Below are 14,411 nucleotides of genomic sequence, written 5' to 3' on the forward strand. Positions count from 1 at the left end.
GCCCTAAGTTCGCGGTCATGCGAATCCTGCATACGTCGGACTGGCATATCGGGCGCACCTTTCACGGCGTGGACCTGCTGGCCGACCAGGCGCGGGTCCTCGAGGCGATAGCAGAACTCGTCGCCGCGGAGGGAGTGGACACCGTGGTGCTCCCGGGTGACGTCTACGACCGCTCCATACCGAGTGCGGACGCGATTTCTGTGTGCAACAAGGGATTCGAGTCGATTCGCGCAGCCGGTGCCCGGATCGTGGCCACCTCGGGCAATCACGATTCGCCGACCCGGCTGGGGGCGGGCGCCAGTTTCGCGGCCGCCGGCGGGTTGTATCTGCGCACCACCGTGGCCGATTCGGACCGGCCGATCCTGCTGTCCGACGAGCACGGCGAGGTCGCGTTCTACGGGATCCCGTACCTGGAACCGGAGGTATGCCGCGGCGAACTCGGAGTTCCGCAGGCGCGGACCCATGCCGACGTGCTGGCCGCGGTACTCACCCGGATCCGCGCCGATATGGCGGAGCGGGCGGGCCTCCGCGCGGTGCTGCTGGCACACGCCTTCGTGGTCGGCGGGGTGGCCGGGGGCTCGGAGCGGTCCATCTCGGTGGGCGGCGTCGAAACGGTCCCGCTGGGGATGTTCACCGAACTCGGGGCCGCCTACGTCGCGCTGGGGCACCTTCATTCACCGCAGACGCTGGCCGAGTCGGTGCGCTATTCGGGATCGCCACTGCCCTACTCCTTCGGCGAGAGTTCGCACCGGAAGAAGGTATGGCTGGTGGACCTCGACGCCGCCGGGCCCGCCCGGGTCCGCGGACACGAACTCCCGCTGGTCCGTGGCCTGACCAAACTCACCGGGTCCCTGGACGAGCTGCTCACGGATGCCGCGTGGGAGCCGGTCGAACAGCACTACGTCTCGGTATCTCTCACCGATTACGCCCGGCCCGTGGACGCCATGCGCAAACTCCGCGAGCGTTTCCCCCACGCGGTGCACGTGGAATGGGAGCGTCCCCAGGGCGATCCGGCGCTGAAGTACCGGGAGCGGGTGCGCGGACGCGACGATACCGAGATCGCCCGCACCTTCCTCACCGATGTGCGCGGGGAGCCCGGCGAATCCGAGATGGAATGGCTCAGCCGGGCGATGGCGGCGGCGGTGCGTGAGACCGACGACGGCCGGCGGGGCGACACCGTGGAACCGGTCTCCACCGGAACGGAACTCACCGCATGAGACTGCACCGGCTGGAAATGACGGCGTTCGGCCCGTTCGCCGATACCAGCGCGGTCGATTTCGACGAGCTCGGCGCGGACGGATTGTTCCTGTTGCACGGCCGGACCGGGGCCGGGAAAACCACGGTGCTGGATGCCATCGCCTACGCGCTCTACGGCCGGGTGCCGGGCGCCCGGGGTGACAAACGCCTGCATTCGGATCACGCTCCGGCGCATATCCGGCCGGAAGTGGTCCTCGAGGCGACACTGGGCGGCCGCCGGGTCCGGATCATCCGCAGCCCGGAATTCGAACGGCCCAAACTGCGCGGCAGCGGAACCCGGGTGGAGCAGGCCAAAGCCACCTTGGCCTGGCTGGACGGCCGGGGTACGAACCTGTCCCGGATCAACGAGATCGGTGACGAGGTCGTACGCCTGCTCGGGATGAGCGCCGATCAGTTCTTCCAGGTCGTTCTGCTGCCCCAGGGGGATTTCGCCAAGTTCCTGCGGGCCGAGAACGAAGACCGGGAGCGGCTGCTCGAGAAGCTGTTCGACACCGGCCGGTTCGGCGCCGCCGAACAATGGCTCTCCGCACAGCGCAAAACCTCCGGTGAGCAGATCGGCGCGCAGCAGCGCAATGTCGAGGAGCTGATCACCCGGGTCGCGGTGACGGCAGGGCTGGACCGCACCGAGCGGATCGATCTGCTCGACGCAGTGGAATGGTCGCAGGACCTGCTGACCACCGCCCGCGGCGATCTCGAGATGGCGCAGCGCGAACTGGAACTGCGCCGGGAGGAGTCGGCGCACGCCGACGAGGAAGCGGAAAGCGAGCGACGCTCGGCGGAACAGCGCCGTCGCCTGGCGCTCGCCCAGCGGCAACTCGACGATTACGCGGCCGGCGCCGGACAGCGGCAGGCGGACCGGGCCGAACTCGACCGGGCACGGCGGGCCGAGCCGGTGGCCGCTGCCCTGACGGAAGCGGAAGCCGCGGTGGCGGCTGCATCGCACTGTGCCGCGGATGCCGATTCGGCCGCCCGGCGGTTGACTCGGCTGGCCGACGAGCCCGAAAGCGCGGATGTTCCGGGAATCCACCTGGTGCGGCCGGTGGCGGGTGCCGGACCTGGTGCTGATGCCCGCCTCGGCGAATTTGCGGAGCGGGACGCACCGGCCGAATGGGCCACACCGGCCGCGCGTGTCCATGACCCCACGCGGGAAGATCTCGCAACCGGCGGCGACGCGGCGCAGGACGCGACCACCGAGGAAGACGATTTCGCACTCTTCGCGCTGGACTCCGCGCAGACGGATAAGCCCTTGTTGCCGACTGTGTCCGACGCCGACGCCGACGCCGACGGGCGGCGTGAGCTGGAGGCCCCGGCCGCTCACGACGAGGATCTCGCCCTGGACACCGCGATCCGCGGGTGGAGCGCGGTGCTGGGCAAACTGGACGAAATCCGGGCGGACGCCGCAGTCGCGGAAAAATTGCGGGCCGAGCTCGGCGAACTGCGCGAGTCCGAGGCAGAGTTACGGGCCCGGGCAGCCGGTTTGACCGAGCGCCGGGCACAGTTGCCGGAGATCATCACGGGCGCCCAGGCCAAGGCGCGGGAGGCCGACGATGCCCGGGCGGCGTTGCCGGGACTGCGAGCCGAATGCGAGCGGCTGCAGCAGGCAGCCACCGCCGCAGTCGAGTTGTCCAGGGCGCGTACCGGGCTCGACCGTGCGCGGGTCGATCTGGATGCCGCGCGGGCGGCTCATCTCGAGGCGCGCGAACAGGTGCTCGATCTGCGAGAACGGCGGCTGGCCGGGATGGCGGCGGAGCTCGCCGGCCGCCTCGTCGACGGGCAGGCGTGTGCGGTCTGCGGATCGGCCGAGCATCCGCGGCCGGCGCGGGCCGGCGAGAGTGCGGTCTCCAAGGCGGACGAAGCGGCGGCGGTCGCGGTGGAGCAGGCCGCCGAGCTGAAACGGGAACGTGCGCAGACCGCGATGGCCGAGGTTGAGGGCACGATCGAGGCACTGATCGCGCGCGGCGGTGATACCGACCGGGTGGAACTCGCCGCCGCGCTGCGCCGGGCCACCGACCGGTGCGGTGACGCCGAGGACCTGGCGGCCACCGCGGACGAATGCACGGCCGAAGTCGGGCGCCTGCGCGCTGACGAGAACCGGCTGCACGATGCGCTGCGCGAGGTCGAGACCCGGGCCGGAACAGTGGCGGAGCGGATTCAGGCCGCGAATACCCGGCTCACCGAAATCGACCGGAAGTTGCGCGCCGCGGCCGGCCGGGACGAGACGATCGGCCGGCGGCGGGAACGCCTGTACGGGCTGATCGATACCGCGGGTGATCGCCGCGAAGCCCTTGCCGCCGCGCGGGCGGCGTGGGCCAAGGTGGCGGGCTGTGTCGCACGGGTCGAAAAAATCGCGCTAGCAGCGGGTTTCGTTGCCGCAGAGGACTCGGGAACGGATATCGCGGCGATCGGTTCCGGTGCGGGTTCCAGTGATGCGCGGGCGGCAGGGGGCGGCGCCGACGTGCCGGGCCCGGCCGACGCGAAGACCGCTGATGCGCGCGCCGAGATGCAGGGTCTGACGGGGTCGGGGTCGGCGGGTGTCCGTGCCGGCGTGCCGGGCTCGGCAGATGGGGGTTCGGCGGGTGGTCGTGCCGCCGTGCAACGCCTGACAGGCGCGCGGGCGGCGGAGGGTGGCGCCGGAGCGCAGGGCTCGGCAGCAGAGGCCGCGCCGGACGAATTGCTCGCCGTCCTCCGCAGGTACTCGCCCGTTATTGCCGCCGCGACGCGGAGTCGTGCCCGGCAGGAAGCGATCGGCGCCGCCCTCGCCGCCGCCGACGAGGTCCGGGCCGCCGCGCAGGCTGTGCTGGACGAACCCGAGATCCAGGAGGCCGCGGCGACCGCGCCCCGCGATGCGGCCGGGCTTGCCGAGGCGGTGCACAAGGCCCGGCAGGCCCTGGATGAATCCGTGGCCGTACACGCGGCCGCCGTGCAGCGCGTGACCCGGTTGGAGACCCTGTGCGGGCAGCTGTGGGCGGCGGTGGATCTGATCACTCCGGCGCAGCGGGCGCATCAGGAACTCGCCGAACTGGCCGAGGTGGTCGCCGGGCGTGGGGAGAACAATCGCCGGATGTCGCTGCGGTCCTATGTGCTCGCGGCGCGGCTGGAAGAGGTCGCGGTGGCGGGTTCGGCGCGGCTGCGCCGGATGTCGGGCGGCCGATACGAATTCGTGCACACCGATCGAGCCGGGACCCACGGCCGGCGCGGTGGGCTGGGACTGGATATCCGCGACGATTACACCGGCGTCGTCCGTCCGGCCCGGACGCTGTCCGGCGGCGAAACGTTCATGGCCTCCCTCTCGCTGGCGCTGGGCCTGGCCGACACTGTCGCCGCCGAAGCGGGTGGAATCATCCTGGACACCCTGTTCATTGATGAGGGGTTCGGCAGCCTGGACGCCGACACCTTGGACGCCGTGATGGGCGTTCTCGACGATCTGCGCGCAGGTGGCCGGGTGGTGGGCCTGGTGAGTCATGTCGACGAGATGCGTCAGCGCATCCCCAACCGCCTCCATGTGATCCGCGGCGCCGGCGGTTCGCACCTACAGGCCACCATCGGCTGATCGGTGCGCGTCCGCGTGGGACGCGCCCGGTTACTCCAGCGGGGAAATGCCGCCCGCCCGAGCGATCGGTCGCCCTCGCAGCTCAGCGATCCAGCGTCGGGTTCGCCCTTGCACGGCAGTATCCGCCGGTTCCCGCCGCGCCGCCGGTCGGGCGGGTCAGCCCGGGAATCCGCTGGTAGTTCGCACCGGCAACGCTGCAGCGGCGCATCGCTGCCCGCCGGGATCGGGATCCCGGGCCGGTGCCCGCGGCGACCGGTCCGGCCGCCGCGAGTTTTCAGTCGGCCGATTCGTGTTCGAGGAGCCAGCGTTTGGCGGGCAGGCCCCAGCGGAAGCCGCCCAGGCTGCCGTCGGTGCGGAGTATCCGGTGGCACGGGACGAACAGCGCCGCGGCATTGCGGGCGCAGGCATTGGCGGCGGCGCGGGTGGCGGCCGGACGTCCGGCGCGGGCGGCGAAGGCCGTGTAGGAGAGCGGGCTTCCGGCCGGAACAGTGCGCAGGACGTCCCAGGCGTGACCGAGAAATTCGCCCGACTGCTGCCGCACCGTGACGGTGTCGATCGCGGTGAGGTCGCCGCGGTGATAGTCGGTGACAGCCGCGGTGACCGATCCGAGTTCGCTCCGAACCCGCACTTCACTGGGTCGCAGGGCGGGGTGGATCAGGATGCGGAGTTCTTCCGGTGTGGCGGTCCAGCCGGCGGCCAGTACCGCCCCGTCCGAGGCGACGATCGTGGTGAACGGGCCGATCGGGGTGTCCACGGTCGCGGAATCGGCTGTGCCGGTGCGGCCCGTGGCCGGTGCCGCGGGGGTTGCGGTGGGCGCGGACATCATGGGGTACTCACTTTCGCTTCGGAGTCGGCGGATTTCGTGACCGCTGGACCGGCCGTGGTCCGGGTACGCAGTTCGGATCGCCACAGCTGCATGGACAGGTAGGAGCGCCAGGGCGACCAGCGGGTGCTGTCGGCGAGATCGAGGCCGTGCCGGGCGGCGCCGCGGCGGACCACGAGATCGGTGTGCATGAGGATGTCGGGGTCGGCGAGCAACCGCATGGTCACGTAGTCGGCGGTCCACGGGCCGACGCCGGAGAGGGCCAGCAGGTCTCGGCGTAGTTCGGGTGCGGTACGGCCCTGATGCAGGATCAGATCACCGCCGGCCAGCGCCGCCGCGGCCGCGGTGATCGACCGTACGCGCTGGTCCGGGCCGGTCAGCACGTCACCACCGTGCTCGGCGATCGCGGCGGGGGTGGGGAAGAGCCGCGGTACGGGTCCGTCGGCGGGTTCCCCGAGCGCCGCGACGAGGCGGGCGGTGTGGGTGTTCGCCGCCGCCACCGAGATCTGTTGCCCGATCATGGTGCGCAGCAACAGTTCCGGGCCGTCCGCGCAGCCCGGCACCCGTATTCCCGGCGTGAACGCGCCCGCTGTGTGTGCGGCGGGAGCGCCGGGACCCAGGAGCGCTTCGTCGATCGCGACCGGGTCGGCATCCAGGTCCAGCAGATGCCGGAGCCGGGCGACGGTGGGAGCCAGGTCGCGCATATCGCGCAGGGTCAGTTCCGCGCGAACGTGGCCGGGCAGCACACTGAGCCGGATTCCGGCGTAACCGTGCGGTGTGCGGAGATTGCGCAGATAGGTGCCCGCGCTGTCGGCTGTGGCGGGCTGCCAGAGCTCGAGCCCGGGGGTGGCGTGGGCGGACAGGAACCATTCGAGCCAGTCGCGGTCCAGTGGTGCGCGATAGGGCAGGCGGAGGGTCAGGGTGCCGTTGGCGGCAGGCGCTGCCTCATTGTTCGTCCCCTGCTTTCCTGCGCGGCTCGGCCGCTGTGTCTCGGAGCGGCTCGGCCGCTGTGCTTCGGTCCGCATGGTGCTGGGACTGACGGCGAACACCTCGCGCACCGTGTCGTTGAACTGCCGGATACTCGCGAAACCCGCGGCGAAGGCGATATCGGACATCGGCATGGCGGTGGTCTGGATGAGCAGCCGCGCCGTATGCGCCCGGTGGGCCCGCGCCAGGGCGAGCGGGCCGGCTCCGAGTTCGGTGGTGAGGACCCGGGTGAGCTGACGCTGCGAATAACCGAGTGACGACGCGAGCGCCGAGACGCCGCCGCGTTCCACCACACCGTCACCGATGAGGCGCATGGCGCGGGCCGCCAGGTCCGCGCGCGTGTTCCACAGCGGCGACCCGGGGGCGGCGTCCGGTAGGCAACGCCGGCAGGCCCGGTAGCCGGCCTGCTGGGCGGCCGCGGCCGTCGGCAGAAACGTCACGTTCGGGCGTTTCGGGGTGATCGCCGGGCACGACGGGCGGCAATAGATTCCCGTGGTCCGGACCGCGGTGTAGAACTGTCCGTCGAAACGGGAGTCCCGCGCGGTGACGGCGCGGTAGCAGCGCTCGAAATCCAGGGCCGTGGTGTTCACCCGATTCACGATGTCAGGTCGGACGGACCATAGCTAGCGGAAAACAGACATCGGAATGGGGGTGCAACAGCCTGAACTACTCGCGGTCCGGTCGGACCGTTCTCCGCTCGGATTCTGCGCTCCCGAGGGAGGTGAGGCGGGCCTGTCCGTTCAACAGCAGCGGGCGCCGGGATTGCGCTCCGCGTCCGCGTACCGTTCACGCCAGTACGCGCGCTTATCGGCGATCGGCCGACCCGGATGCGTACGGCGCATATGGGCGACGTATCGCTGGTAATCCTGCCCACCGAGCACGGAGTCGACATACCAGAGGACCGCACGCGCCGCCCGGACCACCGCCGCCGCGCCCGACCGCCACGGCGAGGTGCCCCGCCCGGCAGCTGGGTCGGCGTGGTGCTCCGGGGCGGCGCGGCGAATCAACTGCGAACCTCCGCGTGGGCCGCGCCCGGCACCGCGGCCTCACCCTTGGCGATGAGTTCGTCCCACTGCTTCTGCACGACCTTCTCTTCCTTGGACGGGAGGAACCCGCTGGGCGCGAAGATCTTCGACGGCTCCTCCGGCGACTCCGTGGTGGAGGTGTCACCCGACTTCCAGGCCCGGTAGCACACCCAGGCGCCCGCCAGCACGACGATCAGCACCAGGACCGCGAACACGATCGACAACGTGCCCTGGATGAACGTATTGCGGATCACCGCGTCCACGTTGTCGGGCGTTTTGGCGGTCAGGCAGAGTTCACCGGCGTCGCGGGCGGCGCGGCAGATGCTGTTCTGCTTCCAATACCCCACCTTCGGGTCGGCGGAGAAGATCTTCTGCCAGGACGCGGTCATCGTGACGATCAGGTCCCAGGCCAGCGCGATACCCGGTATCCAGGCCCACTTCGTCAGACCCTTCTTCACCAGGATGGTCAGCACCACCACCAGCGCGATCGCGGCCAGCAGCTGGTTGGCGATACCGAACAGCGGGAACAGCGCGTTGATTCCGCCCAGCGGGTCGGTGACGCCCATGAGCAGGATCGAACCCCACGCCGCCACCACGAGCGCCGAGCACAGCCAGGCGCCGATCCGCCAGGACGGGTCGGCGAATTTACGGGCGGGGCCGCGCAGGTTACCGAGCGAATCCGAGAGCATGAACCGCGCCACGCGGGTGCCCGCGTCGATCGTGGTCAGGATGAACAGCGCCTCGAACATGATCGCGAAGTGGTACCAGAACGACTTCATGGCGGCGCCGCCGAGGAATCCGGAGAACACTTCCGAGATGCCGATGGCCAGGGTAGGTGCGCCGCCGGTGCGCGAGATCACCGATTCCTCGCCGACATCCACCGCGGCCTGGTCCAGTGCGGCGCCGGTCGTGGGCGGACCCGACAGACCCAGACTGTTCGTGTAGGCCGCGGCCGTTTCGGCGGTGCCGCCGGTCGCCCCGGCCGGCGCATTCATCGCGAAGTACAGGTGCTGGTCGATGATCGAGGCCGTGATGAGGGCCATCACCGCCACGAACGACTCCATCAGCATGCCGCCGTAGCCGATCATCTTGACGTGCGATTCCTTCTCCACCAGCTTCGGCGTCGTCCCCGACGACACCAGCGCGTGGAACCCGGACAGCGCACCGCAGGCGATGGTGATGAACAGGAACGGGAACAGGCTGCCCGCGAACGCCGGGCCGGTGCCGGAGGTCGCGAACTCCGAGATAGCGGGCGCCTTCAGCACCGGCATCGTGACCAGGATGCCGACCGCGAGCAGGAAGATGGTGCCGATCTTCATGAAGGTCGACAGGTAGTCGCGCGGCGCCAGCAGCAGCCAGACCGGCAGCACCGAGGCCACGAAACCGTAGGCGATCAGCATCCAGGAGATGGTGACCGGCGAGAAGGTGAACCAGCTCGCCCAGGTCTCGTTCTCGTTGACCCAGCCGCCCGCGATGATCGCCAGGATCAGCAGCACGAAACCGATCGCCGAGATCTCGCCGACCGCGCCCGGCCGCAGATACCGCAGGTAGACACCCATGAACAAGGCGATGGGGATGGTCATCGCGATGGAGAAAACGCCCCACGGGCTTTCCGCGAGCGCATTCACCACGACCAGTGCGAGCACAGCCAGCAGGATCATCATGATCGCGAGCACGCCGATGATCGCGGCGACGCCGCCGACCACGCCGAGTTCGTCACGCGCCATCTGCCCGAGGCTGCGGCCGCGCCGTTTCATCGATACCCACAGCACCAGGTAGTCCTGTACCGCACCGGCAAAGACGACGCCGACGATGATCCAGATCGTGCCCGGCAGATAGCCCATCTGCGCCGCCAGCACCGGCCCGACCAGCGGACCCGCGCCCGCGATGGCCGCGAAATGGTGCCCGAACAGCACCCGCCGGTCCATCGGCATGAAGTCCTTGCCGTTGTCCAGGATCTCGGCGGGCGTCGCGATATCGTCGCGCGGTTTGACCACCTTGTATTCGATCAACCGGGCATAGAACCGGTAGGCGATGATGTAGGTACACACCGCGGCGATCACGATCCACACGGCATTCACCGACTCGCCCCGCGCGATCGCGAGGATCGTCCAGGCCACCGCGCCGAGCAGCCCGATGGCCACGAAGATCGCCTTCTTGGCGGGCGTGATCGGGGAGCGGTCGACCACGCCGACCGGTGGCCGGTCCGGGTCGGTCTTGAGGTATTCGATTGTCCCCATCGGGCAACTCCTGTACAGCGAGCGGACATGGCTGTCACATGAACGTAACCGATGGATACCGGGTGGTCGGACGATTGCGACGAACGGTCGCTGTGGCGCGCCGAGCGGACAGGTCGCGTCCCGGCGGGCAACCGAGCGCACATCGAGCAATTTCGGTCAACTGTGGCGGGCCCGGGCGCACTTACCGTGGATCAATGCGCGAAACGCCGGAAGAACTCACCGAACTGCAAGCCCTCCTGGATGCGTCCCTCGCCCGCTCCACCACGCACCTCCGCTCGATCATCGATGCCGACCGCACCCTGACCGCCGGACAGCTCACCGCGGTTCTCACCGGTATGCGCGTGCTGGCGCTGTCCACCGTGACCGCGCACGGGGAACCGCGGATCAGCGCCGTGGACGGTCATTTCCTGCACGGCCGGTGGTATTTCGGCACGGCGCGCAATGCCGCCAAGGCCCGCCACCTCGCCGCTCGTCCGGGTGCCAGCGTCGCGCATCTGAACGGTGAGGAGCTGGGTGTGTTCACGCACGGCACGGTGGAGGAGATGAATCCGGAGACCGGTGAGCCGGACGCGGAGTGGCCGGAGCTGCTCGCCTACTTCAAGGACCTCTACGGCGAAGACGCCTTCGACTGGGACAACGAGGTGGTCTTCTACCGGTTGCGCCCGCACTGGATGACCGTCTATGCCCCCGACCTCACGAAACTCACCACGCCGTGACCACGCCCCGAGTCCACCCTGGCGGTCCGGTGGTCATGCTCAATCTCCTGCGGTTCGCCCCAGGGGGACGCCGCGGCGGCCGGCAGTTGGGAGCCAGTATGGTATCTATCTTGGTATCATGCGGGTATGGCCTGGACGATGCGTCTGCCGGACGGTGAAGAGCATGCGCTGAATGCGCAGGCCGAAGCCGAGGGGCGCTCCAAACATGAGATCACTCGCGACGCGGTGCGCGCCTACCTGCTGCGCCACCGCCGATGGGACACGCCCCTGCTGACCGATGAGGAAACGTTCGATCTCGGTGGGCCGATCGGTAAGGACGATATCCATGACGCCATGAACAAGTCGGCGTGATCGCTGTAGCCGACACCTCCGGTCTGCTGGCGTTGTTCAATCGCTCCGATCCTGAACATTTCGCCGCGCGCCGAGCCGCCGACGCGGCGAGCGCGATCGTGGTGAGCCCGCTGGCGCTGACCGAGGTGCACCATGTGGCCAGTGTCCGAGCTGATCGCCGGGCCGCGGACGGTATTTTGCGACTGGTGGCCGACCGGGTGGCGTCGAGTCGCTTTGTACTTCCGGAGGTCGATGCGCGCACCATCCGTACAGCCGTCGAGGTCCGGTCTCGTTACGCCACCATGAACCTCGATCTGGTCGATGCCATGTGTGTTTGTCTGGCGGACGAATTCGATACCGATGCGGTCCTTACACTCGACCGCCGTGACTTCCGCGCGCTGCGGCCGCTGACCGGATACGCCGCCTTCCGGCTCCTGCCCGACGATCTGGACCAAGGCGTGAAGCGGTAACAGATTTGCCGGAACCAGCTGGCAGGTGGTTCCGGGTGGGGCACTGACCCGGGCGTACTCGCCGGACAAGTGCGCGGAATACCGGAAACCAGGCAACGGACAGGATGATCAGGGCGAGCAGGTGCCAGGGAACCCGCCACCACCACGGGGCGACCGGTGGGAACGATGGTCCGGTGGTGGCGCTCGGCGCGGCGAAGGACCAGGCCAGGAAGGCATCGCCGATGGGGAGAACGCCGAAGGCGTAGCGTTTGGAATCTCCCAGCCGGATCGGTACACCGAGACCTTCGCCGAGGCCGGTGAGCGGATCGGCGAGTGATCGGTCACCGTGCACCCGAGCCGCACCGAGGGCGACAACTGTGGCCGAGGCGCTGACACCGAGCAGAAGTGGTCCGGAGTCCACATCACCCGCACCGTCGCGGCCGTGCGGATACTCCCGCACCCCCGTCAGGCCGAGCGGGGTATCGACGAACTGCCGGCGGAATTCGCTGTACTGCTGCTCCGCCCATACGGGATCTATTTCGGGCAGGAACCGCTGGATCAGCGATTGCGACGAGCCGCGCGCACCTTCCGTCGAGGGTTTCGCCAGATGCGGCAGCAGACCCGTCGCCGGGTCGAGCTGCGCGCGAGCCGATATCAGCCATTCGGTGATAACCGGTTCGAAATGTGCGCCGAGAAGCCGATCGTGCAATTTCAGCGCGGCCACCGCGACAACGCTGTCGACCGGCCAGGCCTGAGCCGGATACGCCGGAAGGAACGGCCCGCCTGTACGGAACGCGGCCGCCAGTGCCTCGCAATCCGCGATGAACCGCGCCGTCTCCGGTGCACCGGCCCCGGCGAGTTCGATCACGGCCCCGCGCAACCGGCTCGACCAGCCGGTGTAGAAGACCCCGTACGCGGGGCGCAGGTCCGCGTCGAAAACCTCTCGCCCCGAGGCGGATTCCAATCGATCCAGCGCCCAGCGTGCTTCGCGGAGGGCCTCGTCCCGATACGTGGCGTCACCGCGCGCGATATCGGTCCACGCCAACCCGTACAGGGCGTGCGAGAAGAAAAATCCCTCCGGGAACATGTCCTGCATCCGCGAGCCGAGCCCCGATCCCAGTTCCGAACGGAGAAAATGTAATTGGGCGATCACGTCCGTGCGTGGCTGCTCGTCTCGATACAGCCGGACCTGCGGGACGAGGAGCAGCAGCGTGAGCACGGCCGCGCCGGCGATATAGCTCGCCCTCGCGGCGGCCCGGAAGGAGTACACATACCGACCCTAGATAAATCGGTAGCCGGCCGCCCGCCGATGGATTCGATACCGGTCCGGCGGCCGAACTCGTCGCCGGGCAATGAAATCAGCCCGAGCGAGTCGCACACCACGACGCATCCGGAATGGTGTCACCCTTCGGAAACAGTCGGCCCCGGCGCGCTCGGGCGGCGCTCGGTGGATTGCCGGTCGATCGCGTCGGCAACCTCGTCGAGCGCTGTGCGGATCATCGCGCCGTAGGTGTCGTCGGGTAGGGCGTGCAGGTGTTTCCGCGCGGCGGTGAGCTGTTCGGCGGCGGCGGCCCACGACCCCAGCTGCCGGTAATTGTCTGCCAGGTTGAGGTGCAGCGAGGGATAGAAGCCCGCGACCTGGAGGCTCGAGTGGTGCTGCTGGACGCGAGTGTCGCTGAGGGCGTCGGCGGCGTCGAGAGCGCGGATATCCCAGGTCAGGGCTTGGGCGGGGTCGTCGTAGAGGTCGGCCAGGTAGTGGGCGAGGGTGCAGCGGTGCAGTGGGTCGCCGAGGGCTCCGATTTCGGCCCAGATCTTCAGCAGCCGGGCACGGGCGGTCGCGATATCGCCGGATCGGCCGAGCGTGACGGCCTCGGTGATCGCGTTCATGGTGGCGTCGGGGGACAGCCGTTCGGTGGAGGTCAATTCGGGGTCCCGTTCTCTGCGTCGATAACTGATGGGTCGGCCGGCATAGCCAGGGTGGTGAGGTCGCCGTTGTCCGCGGACCGCACGACCATCGGGTCCTGCGGGCCGCTGATATCCAGCCGCACATCGGGTCCGATAGCGGTCGCCACGGCCGGATGCAGGATGGTGAAACCGAAGACGAGGTCGATGGGTGGTCCGGTGACCAGTGCGGACAGGTCGGTGCCGGGTTCATCCGCAGTACCCGAGACCGAGAGTGAGCCCGGCGTGACTGTGAGCCGTAGATAGCGTGCCCGCTGCTGTTCCAGCGTGCGCATCAGTTCGTGTTTCGACATCACCGCGTGCGTGCGCGCCGCGGGTAGCGAGGCCAGCAGCGAGCGGTGATCGGGGAAGGGTTCGGTCAGCGTCCGGCAGATGCGCACGTCCCCGTCGGCCGAACGGAATCGGATGCTGTGCTCGCCGGCTTCGAGATCCACGAGGTGGGCCCGGCGGATCTCCTGGAGCGCAGCGCTCAGATCGGCGCCGTCCACGGTCGCCGTCCATTCGGACGTTCCGGCCTGTTCGGGCACCACCGTCCGGGTGGACAACCGGTACCGGTCGGTGGCGGTGAGAGTCAGCGATTCGGCGGTCGCCTCGAGCCGGACCCCGGCCAATACCGGCAGGTCGGGGTCGGTGCCGGTGGCGGCGAGTATCTGTTCGACCGCCGCCGCGAGCACCGGCCCGCGCACCGTCGCCACGAGCCATCCGGAGGGTTCGCCCAGGGCGGCCTTGACGGTCTCGGCGGTCCGTCGCGCCTGCTGGGTACGTTCGACCAGCCGCGTCACATGGTTGTCGATCAGCTGGGCCGCATCATGCGGGTCGGCGGCGAGTACCCGGGCGATACCGTCCAGCGGCATATCGATATCTCGCAACCGGCGGATCGTCACCGCCCGAGACACCTGGGCGGGGGCGTAGTAGCGGTAGCCGGTGGCCTCGTCGACCCCGGCCGGCGCGAGCAGACCGGAGTCGTCGTAGAAGCGCAGCGCGCTGGCGGTGATCCCGCAGGAGCGGGCGAACGCACCGATGGTGATCAGGTCGGATTCGGGCACCCGCCCATCATCGGGCTTCGAGGAAC

General features: G+C 69.3%; 12 protein-coding genes. 5 read left to right on the forward strand and 7 right to left on the reverse strand.

Translation table 11 applies throughout. From position 1 onward, the window contains the following. The first annotated feature begins 17 nt into the window (after positions 1-17). On the forward strand, positions 18-1,217 hold the full coding sequence (locus ACIA75_RS29005; protein ID WP_397109572.1) for an exonuclease SbcCD subunit D C-terminal domain-containing protein: 1,200 nt from the start codon (positions 18-20) through the stop codon (positions 1,215-1,217). Continuing rightward, positions 1,214-4,807, forward strand: a complete 3,594-nt coding sequence (locus ACIA75_RS29010) for an AAA family ATPase (protein ID WP_397109574.1) — start codon at positions 1,214-1,216, stop codon at positions 4,805-4,807. The genes ACIA75_RS29005 and ACIA75_RS29010 overlap by 4 nt, the downstream gene beginning before the upstream one ends. Positions 4,808-5,081: 274 nt before the next feature. Here the strand turns inward: ACIA75_RS29010 and ACIA75_RS29015 are convergent, their stop codons facing one another. The 4 genes from ACIA75_RS29015 to ACIA75_RS29030 form a co-directional block, all read right to left on the reverse strand. After that, positions 5,082-5,630, reverse strand: a complete 549-nt coding sequence (locus ACIA75_RS29015; protein ID WP_397110319.1) for a methylated-DNA--[protein]-cysteine S-methyltransferase — start codon at positions 5,628-5,630, stop codon at positions 5,082-5,084. Then, positions 5,630-7,207 (reverse strand): Ada metal-binding domain-containing protein, encoded by a 1,578-nt coding sequence (locus tag ACIA75_RS29020; protein WP_397109576.1) that lies wholly within the window; start codon positions 7,205-7,207, stop codon positions 5,630-5,632. The genes ACIA75_RS29015 and ACIA75_RS29020 overlap by 1 nt, the downstream gene beginning before the upstream one ends. Before the next feature lie 150 nt (positions 7,208-7,357). Continuing rightward, on the reverse strand, positions 7,358-7,624 hold the full coding sequence (locus ACIA75_RS29025; RefSeq protein WP_397109578.1) for a YbdD/YjiX family protein: 267 nt from the start codon (positions 7,622-7,624) through the stop codon (positions 7,358-7,360). Beyond that, entirely contained in the window at positions 7,621-9,882 is a 2,262-nt protein-coding gene (locus ACIA75_RS29030; RefSeq protein ID WP_397109580.1) for a carbon starvation CstA family protein, read from the reverse strand. Before ACIA75_RS29030 ends, ACIA75_RS29025 begins: the two co-directional genes overlap by 4 nt. A gap of 194 nt (positions 9,883-10,076) precedes the next feature. Here ACIA75_RS29030 and ACIA75_RS29035 point away from each other — a divergent pair, with 194 nt between their 5' ends. From ACIA75_RS29035 to ACIA75_RS29045, 3 genes are all read left to right on the forward strand, one after another. After that, positions 10,077-10,598, forward strand: coding sequence for a pyridoxamine 5'-phosphate oxidase family protein (locus ACIA75_RS29035; protein ID WP_397109582.1), 522 nt, complete (start codon positions 10,077-10,079; stop codon positions 10,596-10,598). Positions 10,599-10,724: 126 nt separating this feature from the next. Next, positions 10,725-10,949, forward strand: coding sequence for a ribbon-helix-helix protein, CopG family (locus tag ACIA75_RS29040; RefSeq protein ID WP_397109584.1), 225 nt, complete (start codon positions 10,725-10,727; stop codon positions 10,947-10,949). Beyond that, on the forward strand, positions 10,946-11,398 hold the full coding sequence (locus ACIA75_RS29045) for a type II toxin-antitoxin system VapC family toxin (RefSeq protein WP_397109586.1): 453 nt from the start codon (positions 10,946-10,948) through the stop codon (positions 11,396-11,398). Before ACIA75_RS29040 ends, ACIA75_RS29045 begins: the two co-directional genes overlap by 4 nt. Here the strand turns inward: ACIA75_RS29045 and ACIA75_RS29050 are convergent. From ACIA75_RS29050 to ACIA75_RS29060, 3 genes are all read right to left on the reverse strand, one after another. Continuing rightward, complete coding sequence (locus tag ACIA75_RS29050) at positions 11,298-12,647, reverse strand: hypothetical protein (protein ID WP_397109588.1); 1,350 nt, start codon at positions 12,645-12,647, stop codon at positions 11,298-11,300. The genes ACIA75_RS29045 and ACIA75_RS29050 overlap by 101 nt on opposite strands. Before the next feature lie 131 nt (positions 12,648-12,778). After that, the gene (locus tag ACIA75_RS29055) at positions 12,779-13,264 is read right to left on the reverse strand and encodes a hypothetical protein (protein ID WP_397110320.1); all 486 of its coding nucleotides are present in this window, start codon (positions 13,262-13,264) and stop codon (positions 12,779-12,781) included. A gap of 32 nt (positions 13,265-13,296) precedes the next feature. Next, positions 13,297-14,385 (reverse strand): MerR family transcriptional regulator, encoded by a 1,089-nt coding sequence (locus ACIA75_RS29060; RefSeq protein WP_397109590.1) that lies wholly within the window; start codon positions 14,383-14,385, stop codon positions 13,297-13,299. Positions 14,386-14,411 lie beyond the last annotated feature (26 nt).

Source organism: Nocardia sp. NPDC051750 (genome assembly GCF_044453135.1).
GTDB lineage: Bacteria > Actinomycetota > Actinomycetes > Mycobacteriales > Mycobacteriaceae > Nocardia.